Consider the following 16,420-nt stretch of genomic DNA (forward strand, 5'->3'; position numbering starts at 1 on the left):
CTTCAAAGGCGAAAAAAGTCAGACCGTTATTGTGTCATATTTACTCTACGCCTATAGGCCAATGTTTCAATGATCTTTGCCTGCTCGTGGCGCTAGCATGAGTACATGCCTAATAGCCCCGTACTCCCTTCCTCCGCCGCCGATCTCAAGTTTTTGCCCGATGAGCTGGGCGAAGGCTTCGGCCAATGCTTCCTCGAGCTGGGCGATGACCCGGATGGCGAGTCCCCCATTCGTTGCACCCTGGTGCGTTACTGCCCGGATACGCCCGACGATTCCTTTTTCTCTCGCCCCGCCATGCTATTTGTCCATGGAATGACGGACTATTTCTTTCAGGATCACGTGGCCCGCCATTTTCACGACTCCGGCTTTGCCGTCTACGGTCTGGATCTGCGCAAGTGCGGTCGCTCCTGGCGCGAGGGGCAAACCTGGCACCACGTCAGCGATCAGTCGCTCTACGACGTGGATCTCTCCACGGCCACGTCCCTCCTCGCCGCCACCCACACCGCGGTCGTTCCTGTTGGGCACTCGACCGGCGGGTTGGATGTGACGATGTGGGCTCATCGCCTTTTTGACGCCGGTTCCCCCCTCCACAGTTCCATCGCCGCCATCGTTTTGAACTCGCCGTGGTTTGGCCTGCAGTTCAACCCGGCCGTTCGCTTCGTCATTAACCGCGTGTTCCCGGTGGTCAACAAGCTGAAGTCGAACCTGCTGCTGCCCGGCGGGATCAACCCGACTTACGGTAGATCCCTGCACGTCACCGAGGCAGGCGAATGGAACTATAACCTGCGCCTCAAGCCGCTCGAGCCACGCCCGAAGTATCTGCAGTGGCTCCTGGGCGTAGCCCGGGAGATCCGCCGCCTCCACTCCGGTAGGGGTGACACGGGCGTGCCTACGCTGCTGCTGACCAGCCACACCCATCACTTCTCCAAGAAGCTGTCCCGCGAGTCCTACAACGCCGACCTCATCCTGATGCCGAGCCAGATGTGGCAGCAGGCCTCCAACGCTTCTTCCCTATCCACCACCATCGTCATCGAGGGCGCGCTGCACGACGTGTTCCTCTCCCGCCCCAAAGTCCGTGCTAAGGCCTTCGCCGCCACCGACGAGTGGCTTAGCGACGTCTTCAACGAAAGGAATGTTCACCGTGCCTGATTTCGACCTCATCATCGTCGGCACCGGCTCTGGCAACTCCCTGCCCAGCCCCGCCAACGAGCATCAGAGAATCGCCATCGTGGAGAAGGGCACTTTCGGCGGCACCTGCATCAACGTGGGCTGCATCCCGACCAAGATGTTCGTCCACACCGCCGACGTCGCCCGCAGCTTCTCCGAGGCCTCCCGCCTGAGCCTCACCGGCGAGCTCCAGCACGTTGACTGGAAGGACATCCAGCGCCGCGTCTTCGCCGAACGCATCGATCCCATCAGTCGAAGCGGCGCCGCTTACCGCGCAGGCGAGGAAACCCCGAACATCACCCTCTTCGAAGGCACCGCCCGCTTCGTTGGCCCCCGCACGCTGCAGATCGATGACGGCCCCACTATCACCGGCACCGACATCGTTCTGGCCACCGGCGGGCGCCCGCGCATCCACCCCGCCCTCGCCGACGTGCGCTACCGCACCAACGAGGACATCATGCGCCTGGATAAGCTGCCGAAGTCCCTCATCGTCGTCGGCGGTGGCATCGTCGCCGTGGAGTTCGCCGCCATGTTCTCTGGCCTCGGCACGCAAGTTACGCTCATCAATCGCTCGGACAAGCTGTTGCGGAAGTTGGACGCCGACATCTCCGAAGCCTTCACCACCCAAGCCAAGCAGCAGTGGACGAACCACTTGGGGTGCAACATCACCGCCGCCGAAGAAAACGACGATGGCCAGATCACCCTCACCCTTGATGACGGAACTACCGTCACAGGCGAGGAAGTCCTCGTTGCGATGGGGCGCGTCAACAATTCGGACACGTTGGACTGCGAAGCGGGTGGCGTCAAAACCCGAAAAGACGGCCTAATCGAGGTCGACGAGTACGGCCGCACCTGCGCCGACGGCGTGTGGGCGCTGGGCGATGCGTGCAACGACTTCGAGCTCAAGCACGTCGCCAACGCCGAGGCGCGGGTGGTGGCGCACAACCTAGCTCACCCCGATGATCTGCGAAAGTTCAACCACGATGTGGTCCCCAGCGGCGTGTTCGCGCATCCGCAGATCGGCGTGGTCGGTCTGACTGAACAGGAGGCGCGCGAGACGGGCCGCCCCATTACTGTGAAGATCCAGAAGTACGGCGACGTGGCTTACGGCTGGGCGATGGAGGATACCACCGGGTTCTGCAAGGTCATCGCCGACCGCAGCACCGGCGAGATCCTCGGCGCGCACATCATCGGCCCGGAGGCCAGCTCTTTGATCCAGTGCTTCGTCACCGCCATGACCTTCGGAATTAATGCCCGCGATTTCGCCGAAAAACAGTATTGGCCCCACCCCGCTCTGACAGAATTGGTCGAGAACGCCCTACTTGGGTTAGATCTCGAAAACTAACAAAGGAGCTTTCTCGCCATGTTTGCAGTAGTCACCGGAGCAGCCTCAGGTATCGGCCGGGAGGTGGCACTGCAGCTAGCTGAACGCGGCTATGCGGTGGCCATCAGCGACCGCGACGAGGAAGGCCTGGCCACTACTGCCAGCGACATCACCAACCGCGGGGGTACCGTCGCCGACCAGCGCACCGTAGACGTCACCGACGTGGAAGCCGTGAAAGACTGGGCGGACGACGTGGTCGCATCCCACGGCGCCCCGGACCAGGTCCACCACGTCGCCGGCATCGCCATCTGGGGTGACGTGCGCCAGATGCCGCACGAGAAGTGGCAGCGCGTGATCGACGTGAACCTAATGGGTTCCGTGCACATGGTGGAGGCCTTCGCACCCAAGATGATGGAGGACCAGCCGGTGCGCCGGCGCCGCCGCGATCGCCGGAAATTCGTGTTCGTCTCCTCCGCCGCGGGCATCATCGGACTGCCGTGGCACGCGGCCTATTCTGCTTCCAAAGGTGGCGTGCTGGGCATGTGCGAGGTGCTGCGCTTCGACCTAGCCCCTTACGGCGTGGATGTGCACGCCGTCGCCCCGGGCGCGGTGGACACTCCCCTGGTTCGCACCATCGACATCCACGGCGTGGATCGCTCCAAGAAGCGCATCCAGAAGGCAACGGCCCTGTTCCAGGGCCACGCCGTCACCCCCGCCAAGGCGGCTCAAAAAATTTTGAAGGGTGTGGACAAGGGCAAGTACCTCATCAACACCAGCGGGGACATTCCTATTGCCCGCTGGGCGCAAGTAAACACCCCCTGGGCTTACAAGGGCGTGATGAAGGCGCTTAACGCTGGGTTCCGATGGGCGTCAAAATGAAAAGGGCAACAGAATAGAGCCGAGCAGCACCAGAACGACAAAGACAGCGAACGCCTTGCCCTGCCAGTGGGCGTAGTTGAAGTCCACGCCCACCCCGTGGCGCTTGTCCACCAGCACGGCCGGGTCGTCCGGGTTGTAGTAGAACATGCCCCACTTGTAGTGCTCGTCGTTGTCGGTGCTCGGGCTCGTGGTGTTGTTCTGCTTCCTCGCCAGCGCCACAACCATGGCGAGGCTAGCTCCCAGCACCAGCACCAGCGAACCGATCATGGCCGGAGCCACCCAGTCCGTGTGCAGCACGGTCACGACCTGCAGGCTCGCAAACATGATGGCCAGCGCAAAGTTCATCACGGCTAGCCACATTGCCGTGTAACCATGCGAGGGCTTCCAACGCAGTATCCCCGCGGCTATCAGCACGAAAAGCAGCACCAATACCGCGCCGAATATCGTCGGGAAGAACACCGACCCCACGGTCTTGTCACTCCAGCCATCCGGCTCGAAGCGAGTACCAAAGTGGGTCGCGAAGCGCTCCGGAATGTCCTCCCACCGCGCGGCCACGTACCCGGCCGCCAGGCCAAGCAGCGCCAGCGCCGCCCCAGTGAGCGTCCATGTGCGGTTTGCTGTACTCATCGGTGTTCCTCAAAGATTTTTTCAAGCTCGGTGTTCGATTAATTCTACTTAGGCGCAAGGGGTTGTCCGAGGCGGTTTATATACTGCTCGCACAAGCCAAGAGAATTTTTTGGCTACACCACAAAAGCACCTCCGAACAGGCAATAAGGGGAAAACCATGTTCGAGCATTCCACCATCACACCCTGCTGGCGCATCACCGACCCGAACGATCCACTAAGCGCAGCCGCGTGCGAAGTTAACCGCGGGCACGTGAACCTCGCCGTGGCCTGCACGCCCGAGATGAACGAGTGTGTCATCGACGTATCCACCCGCCTGGCCGTGCGCCTGGGGCTCACAGAATACCGCGCGCTCACGCTGGTGGAGATCGGCCACATGTTCCGCCGCTTCCCCACCATCCTCGAGCTCGCCCGTTCCGGTGCTTACTCGCTTGACCTGCTGCGATGCATGGCTGAGTGCCTCAGCCCCGTGAAGGCAGACGTCCCCGAAACCTTCGAGGAAAAAATTTTTAGGGCGATCTCCCCCACCGTCCCGAACCAAGCAATGCTTGCCCGGGCAACCATCCGCGGCCGTATCGAGCAAGTGATCCGCAAACACGATCCCCAGGCCCTGCCGGAGGAGTCAAAGGATACGGATCCGGGCTCCTCCGCGCGCCTGGACATCGACGATCGCCCCGATACCACCACTGTCTTCTTCTTGACGCTACCCAAGCTCGAAGGGCTAGAGCTCCAGCGGACGCTCAACAACGTGGTCAAGAACAATTCTTGCTCCCGCGCCGAGGCACTAATGCGCTTGGTTCGCAGGCAGACCAAGGCAGAAATCACACTGAACCTTTATCAGAGTACGGATCAGCCAGATGCCCAGATCTGGGCCGCAGGTGGTTGGGTCAACTCAAAGGCCACACAGAGGTGGAAGGATCGCGTCACACACGTCCAGTTCCCCGGCGCCGTTAGCAACGAGGGCTATTCCCCTATACCTTTGGTGCGGGCCAGCGTGGAGGGGCGCGACGGAACCTGTCGCTTCCCTGGCTGCTCGGTGCCCGCGCATAAATGCCAGTTGGACCACGTGCAGCGCTATAACCATGAAACCCCACAGGCAGGTGGCCCTACTTCCACCTCAAACCTCCATTGTCTTTGCACCAAGCACCACAACGCGAAGACGACTGGCTCCTGGGACGTCACCATCCATCCCGACGGCAATGAAACTTGGACCAGCCACGGCGACGGGCACACCGTCATGACGGCACCCAACGGGCCGCTGGGGCGGGAAACCTTTGCCCAGCGGGCGGAGAATCGCCGGCGGGCGGCCTAGCGCGGCTCGTCTACTGGGACTCCCATGACGTCCAGCGCCGTGGCCAGGCCGTCATAGTTGGTCACTAGCATGACGAACGCGACCTGCCCGCGCTCGCTCAGCAGACCCCGCAGCCGCTGGGCCATGTCGGCGGTAAGGCCACGGTCGCGGACGAGCTGCTCGGCGGCGTCCAGCAAGGTGCCGTGGCGACCGGTGCGGCCGTGGTCGGGCTGGAATAGGGCGTCAATATCCTGAACCCCAACCTTTGCAGCGAGGGCACGGTGTTGGTCGGCTTCGTAGGCGCTACCGCGCAAGTAGGCGACGCGCAGGATGATCATTTCGGTCTCGACGCGCGAGAGGTAGCCGAAGGGCATCATCGAGCCACCATACAGCAGCCAAAAGAAGAACAAGCGCGGAGCGCGGCCAATGGTGGCGAACACTCCGAGGTTCTTCCTTTTGGTCACTCGGGCGCCCACGCGCGTGGCGAAGGCGCCGAACGGGCCGAGGCGGCGGAGGTGTTGTTTACGAGGAACGGGGCCAGGCCCCAGAGGTATAGTTTTGTCTCCCATACTTCCGGGAGGTTAGTCGGTCGAGCTAGCCCTCGCTGGGAATTGTCAGAACCTCGTAGCCGTCTTCGGTGACGACCAGGGTGTGCTCGAACTGCGCGGTCCACTGGCGATCCTTGGTCTGGACGGTCCAGTCGTCGTCCCACACCTCGTATTCCAGCCCGCCGAGGTTAATCATCGGCTCGATGGTCAGGGTCATGCCCGGCTCGAGCAGGTCGGTGTACATGGTCGGGCGGTCGTAGTGCAGTACCACCAGGCCGTTGTGGAAGGTCGGGCCAACGCCGTGGCCAGTGAAGTCCTCCACGACGTTGTAGCCGAAGCGCTTGGCGTAGCTTTCGATCACGCGGCCGATGACGTTGATCTGCCGGCCGGGCTTCACGGCCTTGATGCCGCGCCACATGGCCTTTTCGGTGCGCTCGACGAGCAGGCGGTGTTCCTCGGAGACGTCGCCGGCCAGGAAGGTTGCGTTGGTGTCGCCGTGCACACCGTTCTTGTAGGCGGTGATGTCGATGTTGACGATGTCGCCATCCTGGATCACGGTGCTGTCGGGGATGCCGTGGCAGATGATCTCGTTGAGGCTCACACAGCTGGACTTCGGGAAGTGCCGGTAGCCGAGCGTGGAGGGGTAAGCGCCGTGGTCGCACATGTACTCGTGCGCCACGCGGTCGACCTCATCGGTAGTCACGCCGGGGGCGACGGCGGCACCTGCGGCCTGCAGGGCATCGGCGGCGATGCGGCTGGCTTCGCGCATCTTCTCGATGGTCTCTGGAGTCTGCACCCACGGCTCGCCCACGTTCTCCTGCACACTGTCCTTCCAGGCGTACTCCGGCCTTTCGATGTGGGCCGGGACGGAGCGGATGGGCGTGGGGTTACCGGGGGTCAATGGTGCTCGAGTCATGGCTCCCTATCTTACTCTTGACGCCCTTCCGCCTCCGCGTCTGGGCCATCCAGGTTCTTGAAGAAGTCGGCGGTCACGGAAGTAGCGTGCTCGGATCCGCCGCCAAGGACAATAAGGGTGGCAAAGGCCAGGTCGCCGCGGTATCCGGCGAGCCAGCTGTGGGAGCCCTCGTTGATCTCGGCTTCACCGGTCTTGGCATAGACCTCGCCGGCGCCGGCGACACCGGAGCCCGAGCCGTTGGTGACCACGGCGCGCATCATGCGGCGGAGTTCTTGGATGGCCTTCGGGTCCAGCTTCTTCTTGGCGTCCTTCTTGGCCTCGTCGTTCTTGGCTTCGGTGTTGTGGTTCTCGCCGGCGATGAGGTACGGGGTGGGCGCCTTGCCGGCTGCCACGGCGGAAGCGACCAGGGCCATGCCGAAGGGGCTGGCGAGGTCGAGGCCCTGGCCATAGCCGGCCTCGGTGCGGTCGAGCATCGTCTCGCCCTCGGGTACGGCGCCGGTGATGGTCTCCAGCCCCTCGATGTCATAGTCGGCGCCTAGGCCGAACTGCGCGGAGATGTCCTTCAGTTCGCCCGGCTTCAGCTTGGTGGAGATGTCCGCGAAGGTGGTGTTGCACGACTTGGCGAAGGCATTCTCCAACGGGGTGTTGCCCAGCGAGAAGCCGTTGTAGTTGGTGACGATGCGCCCGCCGATGTCCTGCGTGCCGGGGCAGCCGACGATCGAATCCGGGCTAAGCCCCTGCTTCTGCAGGCCCGCGTATGCGGTGAGCATCTTAAACGTCGAGCCGGGCGGGTACTGGCCCATCAGGGCGACATCGCCGTCCTCGTCGGCCTTCTCAGACTGGGCGACCGCCAGCACTTCGCCGGTCGAGGGGCGCATGACCACCATCATCGTCTTGGCGTCGGCTCGGGTATCCACCGCCTTCTGGGCGGCCTCCTGGACCTTGCGGGACAGGGATACGCGCACACTCGGAGAAGACTTCGGATCCTCGCCGCCAACCTTGGCCACCTCGTTGCCCTCGCTGGTGGCGGCGACGACCTTCCAGCCAGCCTCGCCCTGCAGGTCCTTCTCCACTACACCCCTGACGCGCGCCATGATGTCGGGGGCGAAGGAGGGATCGGGGCGTACGAGGGCGGGCTCCTCGTTGAGGCGTACTCCTTCGACGTTGCCGAGGACGCTCTGCAGGCGCTTGCCCTGGCCCTGGTTGACGGTCAGGACGGAGTACTCCCCGTCCACATCGGCAGCCTCTTTGGCCTTCTCCACCGGGTCGATGCGGGGCACGGACTTATCGCTGCCCCGCAGCGAGTCCAGCTCACCGGCAATGCGCTGCATAGTGCTCTGGACGCTGGAAACCTTATCCGGATCGACAAGTACGCGATACTGGGTACCCGGCTCCAGCAGCACCGCGCCATCGGAGCCCACCACGTTGGCGACGGTGGCGGGAACGCTGCGCAGCTCCAGGTGCTGGTTAGCGCCCAGCTCCGGGTGTAGCACGGCGGGCTGCCAGCGCACGGACCAGTCATCCCCGGTGCGGGTGAGGTTCATCGACGAGTCATAGGAAAACTCCCGCCCGCCCGGCAGGTCCCAGCGCATCGAATACTGCGCGGTGGCCTGGTTGTCCTGAGTATTGACGTTCTTCAGTTCCGTATGCAGGCCCTCGGCCTGCAGAGACTGCCACGCCTTCTCGATGGCCTGGGTCGCCTTGTCGGGGTTATCGGTCTCCCCTCCGGCCTGCGAGGCTTCACCCGGGTTGGAAAGGGCGGCAAGGAAGGCCTGGGCGGCGTCATCAGCAACATCGGGTTTCGGCGTACAAGCCGCAGCGCCCAGCACCAGGCCAGCCGTCGTGACGGCCGCGGTGATGCTCCGGCGAGGGGTCCAAGAGGTGGTGCGCATAGGCACAGAGAGTAACAGGATTAATCGATGATTCCGCGTTCCCTCGCCACGGCAACGGCAGCTGTTCTGTTTTTCACATTCAGCTTGGAGAAAACGTGCGCCAAGTGGGACTTCACGGTCGCTTCGGTAAGGATCAGGTCCTTTGCAATCGCCCGGTTAGATTTACCTTGACTGGCGAGCACAAGGACCTCCTGCTCGCGATTGGTCAGCGACTCGAAGGGATTGGCCAGCCGGCCGCGGAGCTTGCCCATGATGTTCTTGTTCATCACCGTCTGCCCGCGGGCAGCCTGGCGGATGCCCTCGGCCAACTCGTCGGGGGCGCAGTCCTTGAGCAGATAGCCGACCGCGCCGGCGGAAATGGCTCCCAGGACGTCACTGTCGGTGGAATAGTTCGTCAGGATCAGCACCTGCGGAGCGGGCTTGCGCTTGCGGATCTCGCGGGTGGCGCGCACTCCCCCGGACTCTGCACCCTCGCTGCCGGGGCCTTCCCCGAAGCGCAGATCCATGAGCACCACGTCGGGCTGTTCCTCGGCGCAGATGGCGACGGCGCGGTCGGGGTCGCCCACGGAGGCCACGATCTCCACGTCCCCCGTTCCGCGCAGCATCGCCTCGATCCCGGCGCGAACCACGGGGTGATCGTCGCAGATCAGGACACGTAGCTGGTCTGGCACTTCTAACTCCTAACGAATCGGCACCTGGATGGATACACCACAGCCGGCGCCCGGCGAGCTTTCCACGTGCATGGTCGCGCCGATTAGGTTGGCGCGGCGCCGCACGCCCGCCAGACCGACCGGCGAAAGGCTCATCTTGTCTGCGGCGATCTTGCTCACTAACTCTTCATCCATGCCCCGACCGTTATCCACGACGTCGAGGCTGAGAAGGTCGCTCTGGTAGGTCAAGGTGACCCGGGCGCGCGTGGCTTCCGAGTGCTTCACCACGTTGGAGACAAGGGACTGCGCGATGCGGGTGAGCTCCTGCTCCACCTTTTCGTCCAGGTCATAGGGTTCGCCCTCGACCTCGAAGCTCAAGGCCTCGCCCAGTGGGGTGCCGGAACTCACGCGCGCCAGGGCTATTGGCAGGTCGCCGCCGACCAACGGGCCGGGCTGCAGGGCGGCGATAATGCGCCGGGTTTCGGCCAGGTTGTCCTCGGCGGTGGTGCGGGCAAGGCGCAGGTCCTCCAGAACCTCCGGGTCCTCCACCCGCTTTTCTACGGCCTGCAGGATCATGTGGATGGAGCTTAGCCCTTGCGCGATGGTGTCGTGGATCTCCCCGGCCAGGCGCGTGCGTTCGCCCATTTCGCCTGCGTGGCGGCTGGCGGCCTCGCGGGCGCTGGCTTCGTCGCGTAGCTCCTTGAAGCCCACGCCGACGACGGTGGCGACCACGGCGGCGACGGTGGGGCCCAGCGCCTCGCCGCCCTGATAGACCGACAGGATGGTCACCACCGCGTTACACACGATCGCCGGCCACAGGGGCAGCACGCCGACGCACAGGAAGAACAGCGCGAATGCCATGAAAACGGCGCTCGGGGCGACCAGCAACAGGCACGCCCAGGTGGCGATGACCAACGTGAGCCACAGCCAGGTGGGGCGCAGCCACAGGCCCATGACGTAGATGAAGCACAGGGCCACCGCGTTCCAGGACCAGCCGTCCCTGATGACGGTCACGGCCATCAGCAGGGCCATCAGCAGGTGGAGCCCCAGACCCAGGTAAGCCCAGGCGCGGTTCAGTGCAACGACTTTGTTCGACTTGGCTTTGTGCATCATGATCGCTCCCAAGTCTAGTGGCCGAAAGGTGCTGCCCGCCTCCACCAAAAGTATGAGGCAAAGACTACTCCTTAGCCCGATGTGTTCCTTCTATAACGCGCGAAGAATAAGAACCATGCTAAGTAATAAGTCGTTAACCCCGGTCCGGGGATTCATGTTTCAAGGGATCCGCGAGCTGCGCGTATCCCGTGGCAAGACGGCGCTCATCATCACCACCGTCCTGCTCATCACCGCAATGGTCACGCTCCTGAGCTCCCTGTCGGCAGGCCTGAGCTACCAGTCCGCCTCCGCCTTGGAGCACAAGGTCGGAAGCGATCGCCAACTCGTGCTGAACGATACCGGCGGCACTGTGAACTTGAGTACTGGTTCTCTTACTGACGCCCAAGTCAGCGAGGTCAAGAGCCGTGGCGGAGAGGTCGTCACGATGGCCCGCTCGAAGGATGAGGAGGGTCAGGCCTTCATCGCAATGTCCGACAACGGCCACAAGCCCAGCGAGGACCTCTACCTCGAGCACCAGCCCATCCATTGGATGAGCACCGGCGAGGTGGAGAACCTGCCCGGAGCCTCCACCTTCGGCGTGGTTGCCGAGGATGCCAAACCGATAGACGGCGCAGTCATGCTGAAGGGCAAGAACGCCCTGGATGCCAGTGCCTCCTACAAGGGCGAGCAGTCCTCCCTGAACCTCATGATCGTCCTCCTCTACGTAATCTCCGCTCTGGTGCTGGGAGCGTTCTTCACCGTGTGGACGATGCAGCGCCTGCGCGGCGTGGCCATCACCGTGGCACTCGGCGGCACGCGCTCGAGCATCTTGAGCGACGCGGTCGGGCAGGCTCTGGTCGTGCTCTTCGTTGGCATTGCCGCGGGCACACTGCTCACCGTCGGCGTCGGCGGATTCATGGAAGGCATCCCCATGGAGGTCGCCGCCAACACCACCCTCGTCCCGGCCGCCATCCTGTTGGCCGCAGGCCTGCTCGGCGCCGGCCTGTCCATCATCCCCGTAATGAAGGTCGATCCGCGAAAGGCAATGAACTCATGATTTTCCCAGCACTCGAAGTAAAGAACATTTCCCTCGAGATCACCGACGGAACCACCAAGCGCAACCTGCTGACGGACGTCAGCTTCAACGTGGACCCCGGCGAGGTCGTCGGCATCACCGGCCCCTCCGGTTCCGGTAAGTCCACCCTGCTGTCCATCATCGGCTGCCTGGAAACCGCCACCTCCGGCTCCGCCACCCTGCACGGCGCGGACACCCTGGAGCTCGGCACCGTCTCCGACCGCCAGGCCGCGGAGATTCGCCGCCGCCACCTGGGCATCGTGTTCCAGCAGCCGAACCTGCTGCCGGCACTGACGGCCAAGGAGCAGCTCATGGTGATGAGCCGCCTGGATAAGCCATTCGGCATCAGCGGCAAGGCGTGGCGTCAACAAGAAGAGAAGGCCGAGCGCCTGCTCGAGGAAGTGGGCCTGGAAGGGCGAGAGGACGCGAAGGTCTCCGAGCTCTCTGGCGGCCAGCAGGCGCGCGTGAACCTGGCGCGCGCCCTGATGAACGACCCGGCGCTGCTGCTGGTGGACGAGCCGACCGCGGCGCTGGACACCGCCAACGCGCAGCGCGTCACCGAGCTGATCGTGGACCTAGCACGCGAGCGCAACACGCCAGTGCTGTACGTCTCCCACGATCAGAAGCAGCTGGCCACGCTGGACCGCCGCATCGAGCTGGTCGACGGCAAGGCCAGCGAAGTAGAGATGGCGACTACTTAGTCACCCGCACCTCGGCCTTCTGGCCCTCGACGGCCTCCAGGCCCTCCTCCTCGGCGATGCGCATAGCTTCCTCGATGAGCGTTTCCACAATCTGGTCCTCCGGCACGGTCTTAATGACCTCGCCCTTGACGAAAATCTGGCCCTTGCCGTTGCCGGAGGCCACGCCAAGGTCTGCATCGCGGGCCTCGCCCGGGCCATTCACCACACAACCCATGACGGCCACGCGCAGCGGGAACTCCATGCCCTCCAGGCCCGCAGTGACCTCGTCGGCCAGCTTGTACACATCCACCTGCGCGCGACCACAGGAGGGGCAAGACACGATCTCGAGCTTGCGGGGGCGCAGGTTCAGCGACTGCAGGATCTGGTCGCCGACCTTGATCTCCTCCACCGGATCGGCGGACAGGGACACGCGGATCGTGTCGCCGATGCCCTCGGCCAGCAGGGCGCCAAAAGCCACAGAGGACTTGATGGTGCCCTGGAAGGCCGGGCCGGCCTCCGTGACACCCAGGTGAAGCGGGTAATCCGACTGGGCGGCGAGCTGACGGTAGGCTTCCACCATTACGACCGGGTCGTTGTGCTTCACGGAGATAGCGATGTCGCCGTAGCCGTGCTCCTCGAAAAGACTGGCCTCCCACAGCGCGGACTCAACCAGCGCCTCGGGCGTAGCCTTGCCGTACTTTTCCATGATGCGCTTATCCAGCGAACCGGCATTGACGCCAATACGGATCGGAATGCCTGCATCCCCGGCAGCCTTCGCAACTTCCTTGACTCGGCCGTCGAACTCCTTGATGTTGCCGGGGTTTACGCGCACCGCCGCACAGCCGGCGTCGATGGCGCTGAAGATGTACTTCGGCTGGAAGTGAATGTCCGCGATCACCGGGATCGGGGACTTCGCGGCGATCGCGGGCAGGGCCTCGGCATCCACCGTCTTCGGGCAGGCCACGCGGACAATGTCGCAGCCGGAGGCGGTCAGCTGGGCGATCTGCTGCAGCGTCGCATTAACATCGTGCGTCTTCGTGGTGGTCATCGACTGCACCGAAATCGGGTGGTCACTACCGACCCCTACCCCGCCGACCATTAGTTGGCGGGTCTTGCGCCGCGGGGCCAGCACCGGAGGCGGACCGTCGGGGATACCCAGGGAAATACCAGACATGTACGAAGACAACCTTTCAGTCGTGAATGCCGTTCAAACTCCCACCAATTCTACGCGCCGTTCGGCGGGCGCAGAGGTGGGCGTCAACTAACTAGAAAATACGGATCGGGTTAACCACATCGGCAACGATTACGATAATGCCGAACACCAGCAGTACCGCCGTGGCCGCGTACGTCAGTGGCATCAACTTCGTGTAGTCGGCGGGGCCGCCGGGCTGCTTGCCGCGCAGGCGGCGGAAGAAGTCGCGGATCTTTTCGTAGATCACCACGGCGATGTGCCCGCCGTCCAGTGGTGGCAGCGGCACCAGATTGAAGGCGGCCAGGAAGAGGTTCAGGCTCGCCAGAGTCATGAGGAAGCTCATCCACTGCTGGTACTGCACCAGCTCGCCGCCGACGCGGGAGGCGCCGACCACGCTCATCGGGGAATCGTCCTCGCGGTTGCCGCCGAAGATGGACTCGACCACGCCCGGCACGCGCTGCGGCAGGGCGATCAGGCCGTGGAACGTGTCGTTGACCATGCCACCGGTGAAGGATAGCGTGCCACCCACCGCGCTGGCGGGGTTGTACTGGTTGATCACGAGCTCCGGGCGCTTGGCGCGGATGCCGACGGCGCCGGAGGTCATGGTGTTGCCGGCGCTGTTCAACCGTTCGACCAGCTCGATCTGCAGGTCGAGGTTCTTGTGCTGACCGTTGCGGTCCACGACTGCCGGGACCGTGATGCGGTCGCCGACCTGCTTGCCATCGTCGGCGGCGCGCTCGGCCTCGGCGGCGATGGCCTTGGTGAACTCCCGGAAGTCCTCTGTCTCTTCGCCGTTGACGGAGAGGAAGGTATCGCCGGTCTGGACGCCAGATTCCGCCGCGGGACCGTCGCCCGTACACTTGGCGAGCGTGCCGTCCGAATTTTGCTTCGCCGGTGCACACTGGGTGGATTCGACGGTGGGAGTAAAGACCACGTTGCGGTCCGGCAGCCCCCAGGCCAGCGCCACCCCGTAGAGGATGCCGAGCGCGAGCAGGATATTCATGATGATGCCGCCGAGCATCACGAAGATGCGCCGGTACGCCGGCTTGTCGTACATGGCGTACGGGCACTCCTCGTCGGTCATATCGTCCAGCTTCGTCATGCCGGCGATGTCGCAAAAGCCACCGAGAGGCACTCCCTTCAGGCCGTACTCGGTGTGGCCCTTGCGGAAGCTAAAGATTGTCGGGCCGAAGCCAATGAAGTAGCGCCGCACGCGCATGCCGGACATGCGGGCGGCAATCAGGTGCCCCGCCTCGTGCAGGGCGATGGATAGGGCGATGCCTAGGGCGAAGAGAAGGATCCCTAGTCCGAAAGCCACGTGGCCATCCTTTCGTGCGCCTTGGCTCGGGCTTCGCGCTCTGCCGCCAGCACATCTTCGAGTTCGTTAGGTTCGGCGGACAGGTGCTGACAGGTCTCCATGGTTGCCGCAACCGTGTCCACAATCCGGGGGAAGCTCAGCCGGCCGTTGAGGAACTCGACGGCTGCTTCCTCGTTCGCAGCATTATAAACCGCGGGCATCGTCCCGCCGGCAGTGACCGCCTGGCGTGCCAGGATTACGGCCGGGAAGACCTCGTCGTCCAAGGGCTCGAAGTGCCAGTCGGTTGCCTGGGAAAAGTCCAGCTTGGGCTGAGCATCCGCGATGCGGTCGGGCCAGCCGAGGGCCAGGGAGATCGGCAGCTTCATCGACGGCGGAGAGGCCTGGGCGATCGTCGCCCCGTCGATGAAGGTGACCATGGAGTGGACGATCGACTGCGGGTGGACGGTCACGTCGATCTTCTCGGCGGGAATGCCGAATAGCAGGCTGGCCTCGATCAGCTCCAGGCCCTTGTTGACCATCGTCGCGGAGTTAAGGGTGTTCATCTGCCCCATCGACCAGGTCGGGTGGTTTGCGGCCTGCAGCGGGGTGACGTCCTCCAGCTGGGCGCGCGTGTAGCCGCGGAACGGCCCGCCCGAGGCGGTGAGCACCAGCGAGTCGACCTCGTCCACCCGCCCGGAGCGCAGGCATTGCGCCATCGCGGAGTGCTCGGAATCCACGGGGATCAGCTGCCCTTCGTCCGCCGCCTTCAGAACCAGCTGGCCGCCTGCGACGAGGGATTCCTTATTCGCCAGCGCCAGCTTCGCCTTGGTGCCCAGAGTCGCCAGGGTCGCATCAAGGCCCAGAGAGCCGACCAGGGCGTTCAGAATGACGTCGCCCTCCCCCAGCTCCGGACCGATGGCCTCGACCAGCTCGCGGGCAGAATCCTTGCCCCGGATGCAGTGGGCGCCGAACTCCCCGTCCAGCCACTCCGCCGTGTGCTCGGAGGCCACCGCCACGCGCGCGAGGTCCAGCCCGAAGTCGCGGACCTGCTGGGCCAGCACCTCCGGCTTGGAGCCGTGCGCGGAAATGCCAACTAGCTCGAAGCGCTCTGGGTTATCCGCCATCACCTCCAGTGCTTGGGTGCCGATGGATCCGGTGCTGCCTAGGACTACTACTCGCGTTTTCACGCGGTCTATTCTATTTCTTTTCTTGGTGACGCCCCGTCTCCCCACCTAAATTGGGTATTTTCCTGCCCATGCCTGGGCGCGGATAGGGACAATCTCGTCCCAATGTGTCAAAATAGCGGGGATAGAATTTTTTTGACTTTCAGGAGGAAACGGTGGCGCAACACTCTAAGGAAGCTGAAGTTTACAACGGCGTATCCACTGCGGACGTTCCGTCTGCGGCCTGGGGCTGGAGCGAGCTTCCGCGTCGCGGAATCATTACCGCCGGTGTCATCGGCGGCCTGTTCTTGCTGGGCATGCTGTTCGGCAACCACAAGGGCAACGTTGAGAATATTTGGCTGATCGTGTTGGCAGTCGTGGTCTTCCTCGGCGTTGGTCTGTGGGTGGCCCGCCCGACTTTCAAGCAGCGCACGACCGTTACCGCTCGCAACAAGCCCGAGGGCCATGTGGAGCCGGTGTGGTCCGCTGACCAGCTGAACCTGACGGGTGCTTACGCCGACCTGAGCGACGATGAGCTGCGTAGCCAGAACATCGACCCGGCTACGCTGAACCGCTAACTCTGACCGGCTAGTTTCTAGTTTATAGCCCCAAGAATTTTTTAACTGCGCA

Annotated in this window: 16 protein-coding genes; 7 read left to right on the forward strand and 9 right to left on the reverse strand. The window is 63.7% G+C overall.

The window, feature by feature from the left end; translation table 11 throughout:
• The first annotated feature begins 105 nt into the window (after positions 1-105).
• Genes MHX66_RS03205 through MHX66_RS03215 form a run of 3 tightly spaced genes read left to right on the forward strand, consistent with a single transcriptional unit; the run spans position 106 to position 3,370 of the window.
• Positions 106-1,149 (forward strand): alpha/beta hydrolase, encoded by a 1,044-nt coding sequence (locus tag MHX66_RS03205; RefSeq protein WP_239199720.1) that lies wholly within the window; start codon positions 106-108, stop codon positions 1,147-1,149.
• Entirely contained in the window at positions 1,133-2,512 is a 1,380-nt protein-coding gene (mtr, locus tag MHX66_RS03210) for a mycothione reductase (RefSeq protein ID WP_239199723.1), read from the forward strand. The genes MHX66_RS03205 and mtr overlap by 17 nt, the downstream gene beginning before the upstream one ends.
• An 18-nt stretch (positions 2,513-2,530) precedes the next feature.
• Positions 2,531-3,370: an SDR family oxidoreductase gene (locus tag MHX66_RS03215; RefSeq protein ID WP_239199726.1), complete on the forward strand. Its 840-nt coding sequence runs from the start codon at positions 2,531-2,533 to the stop codon at positions 3,368-3,370.
• Here MHX66_RS03215 and MHX66_RS03220 read toward each other — a convergent pair.
• The gene (locus MHX66_RS03220; protein WP_239199730.1) at positions 3,362-3,997 is read right to left on the reverse strand and encodes a DUF1648 domain-containing protein; all 636 of its coding nucleotides are present in this window, start codon (positions 3,995-3,997) and stop codon (positions 3,362-3,364) included. The genes MHX66_RS03215 and MHX66_RS03220 overlap by 9 nt on opposite strands.
• A gap of 157 nt (positions 3,998-4,154) precedes the next feature.
• Here MHX66_RS03220 and MHX66_RS03225 point away from each other — a divergent pair, with 157 nt between their 5' ends.
• The gene (locus tag MHX66_RS03225; RefSeq protein ID WP_239199733.1) at positions 4,155-5,306 is read left to right on the forward strand and encodes an HNH endonuclease signature motif containing protein; all 1,152 of its coding nucleotides are present in this window, start codon (positions 4,155-4,157) and stop codon (positions 5,304-5,306) included.
• Here the strand turns inward: MHX66_RS03225 and MHX66_RS03230 are convergent.
• Genes MHX66_RS03230 through MHX66_RS03250 form a run of 5 tightly spaced genes read right to left on the reverse strand, consistent with a single transcriptional unit; the run spans position 5,303 to position 10,404 of the window.
• Positions 5,303-5,854, reverse strand: a complete 552-nt coding sequence (locus MHX66_RS03230) for a carboxymuconolactone decarboxylase family protein (protein WP_239199736.1) — start codon at positions 5,852-5,854, stop codon at positions 5,303-5,305. The two genes, MHX66_RS03225 and MHX66_RS03230, sit on opposite strands and share 4 nt — an antisense overlap.
• 25 nt (positions 5,855-5,879) lie before the next feature.
• Positions 5,880-6,749 carry a type I methionyl aminopeptidase gene (map, locus tag MHX66_RS03235; protein WP_239199739.1) on the reverse strand — a complete coding sequence of 290 codons (870 nt, stop codon included), beginning with the start codon at positions 6,747-6,749 and terminating at the stop codon, positions 5,880-5,882.
• 11 nt (positions 6,750-6,760) lie between these two features.
• Positions 6,761-8,641: a penicillin-binding transpeptidase domain-containing protein gene (locus MHX66_RS03240; protein ID WP_239199742.1), complete on the reverse strand. Its 1,881-nt coding sequence runs from the start codon at positions 8,639-8,641 to the stop codon at positions 6,761-6,763.
• 20 nt (positions 8,642-8,661) lie between these two features.
• Entirely contained in the window at positions 8,662-9,312 is a 651-nt protein-coding gene (locus tag MHX66_RS03245; protein WP_239199761.1) for a response regulator transcription factor, read from the reverse strand.
• Between the two features lie 9 nt (positions 9,313-9,321).
• Positions 9,322-10,404, reverse strand: a complete 1,083-nt coding sequence (locus MHX66_RS03250) for a sensor histidine kinase (RefSeq protein WP_083293807.1) — start codon at positions 10,402-10,404, stop codon at positions 9,322-9,324.
• A gap of 154 nt (positions 10,405-10,558) precedes the next feature.
• Between MHX66_RS03250 and MHX66_RS03255 the strand changes: the two genes are divergently transcribed.
• Positions 10,559-11,440 (forward strand): FtsX-like permease family protein, encoded by an 882-nt coding sequence (locus MHX66_RS03255; RefSeq protein WP_239199764.1) that lies wholly within the window; start codon positions 10,559-10,561, stop codon positions 11,438-11,440.
• On the forward strand, positions 11,437-12,159 hold the full coding sequence (locus MHX66_RS03260) for an ABC transporter ATP-binding protein (RefSeq protein ID WP_239199767.1): 723 nt from the start codon (positions 11,437-11,439) through the stop codon (positions 12,157-12,159). Before MHX66_RS03255 ends, MHX66_RS03260 begins: the two co-directional genes overlap by 4 nt.
• Here the strand turns inward: MHX66_RS03260 and ispG are convergent.
• The 3 genes from ispG to dxr all read right to left on the reverse strand — a co-directional run bounded on the left by ispG (position 12,152) and on the right by dxr (position 15,823).
• Entirely contained in the window at positions 12,152-13,312 is a 1,161-nt protein-coding gene (gene ispG, locus MHX66_RS03265) for a flavodoxin-dependent (E)-4-hydroxy-3-methylbut-2-enyl-diphosphate synthase (protein WP_011273699.1), read from the reverse strand. The genes MHX66_RS03260 and ispG overlap by 8 nt on opposite strands.
• Positions 13,313-13,403: 91 nt before the next feature.
• Positions 13,404-14,648 (reverse strand): RIP metalloprotease, encoded by a 1,245-nt coding sequence (locus MHX66_RS03270; protein WP_239199770.1) that lies wholly within the window; start codon positions 14,646-14,648, stop codon positions 13,404-13,406.
• On the reverse strand, positions 14,633-15,823 hold the full coding sequence (dxr, locus tag MHX66_RS03275) for a 1-deoxy-D-xylulose-5-phosphate reductoisomerase (protein ID WP_239199926.1): 1,191 nt from the start codon (positions 15,821-15,823) through the stop codon (positions 14,633-14,635). The genes MHX66_RS03270 and dxr overlap by 16 nt, the downstream gene beginning before the upstream one ends.
• Before the next feature lie 143 nt (positions 15,824-15,966).
• Here dxr and MHX66_RS03280 point away from each other — a divergent pair, with 143 nt between their 5' ends.
• Positions 15,967-16,368: a DUF2631 domain-containing protein gene (locus MHX66_RS03280; RefSeq protein WP_239199773.1), complete on the forward strand. Its 402-nt coding sequence runs from the start codon at positions 15,967-15,969 to the stop codon at positions 16,366-16,368.
• Positions 16,369-16,420: the final 52 nt, after the last annotated feature.

This window comes from Corynebacterium sp. ACRPH (assembly GCF_022347285.1).
Lineage (GTDB): Bacteria > Actinomycetota > Actinomycetes > Mycobacteriales > Mycobacteriaceae > Corynebacterium.